The 984-nt window shown below is 46.1% G+C and carries 1 protein-coding gene; it reads left to right on the top strand.

All coding sequences use genetic code 11. The features are described 5' to 3' along the window. A partial coding sequence (gene tuf / locus C9J46_RS21320; RefSeq protein ID WP_107291495.1) for an elongation factor Tu occupies positions 1-984 on the top strand: 984 nt, incomplete at its 5' end.

The raw sequence follows: 984 nt of genomic DNA, 5'->3' as shown, positions 1-984 counted from the left end.
GTAGAGTACGATACTCCAACTCGTCACTACGCACACGTTGACTGTCCTGGACACGCCGATTACGTTAAAAACATGATCACTGGTGCTGCTCAAATGGACGGCGGTATCCTAGTTGTTGCTGCAACTGACGGCCCAATGCCACAAACACGTGAGCACATCCTACTTGGTCGCCAGGTTGGTATCCCTTACATCATCGTATTCATGAACAAGTGTGACATGGTTGATGATGAAGAACTACTTGAGCTAGTTGAGATGGAAGTTCGTGAACTTCTTTCTGAGTACGACTTCCCAGGTGATGATTGCCCAGTAATCATGGGTTCTGCTCTAGGCGCTCTAAACGGCGAGAAAGAGTGGGAAGACAAGATTGTTGAACTAGCAGAAGCTCTAGATAACTACATCCCAGAGCCAGAGCGTGCAATCGATCGTCCATTCATTCTTCCAATCGAAGATGTATTCTCAATCCAAGGCCGTGGTACTGTTGTAACTGGTCGTGTTGAGCAAGGTATCATCAAAGTTGGTGACGAAGTTGCTATCGTTGGTATCGTAGACACTATTACAACTACTTGTACTGGTGTTGAGATGTTCCGTAAGCTTCTTGACGAAGGTCGTGCTGGTGAGAACGTTGGTGTTCTTCTACGTGGTACTAAGCGTGATGAAGTTCAACGTGGTCAAGTACTTGCTAAGCCAGGTTCAATCACTCCACACACAACTTTCACTTCAGAAATCTATGTGCTTTCTAAAGATGAAGGTGGTCGTCACACTCCTTTCTTCAAAGGTTACCGTCCACAGTTCTACTTCCGTACAACTGACGTAACTGGTACTATCGAGCTACCAGAAGGCGTTGAAATGGTAATGCCTGGTGATAACATCGCTATGACTGTTACTCTAATCGCACCTATCGCGATGGACGAAGGTCTACGTTTTGCTATCCGTGAAGGTGGCCGTACAGTTGGTGCTGGTGTTGTTGCAACTATCATTGCATAA

The sequence above is a fragment of the Photobacterium sp. GB-36 genome (assembly GCF_003026135.1).
GTDB lineage: Bacteria > Pseudomonadota > Gammaproteobacteria > Enterobacterales > Vibrionaceae > Photobacterium.
Note: the sequence above shows the minus strand (reverse complement) of the source record. Positions and strands in the feature narration are given on the sequence as shown.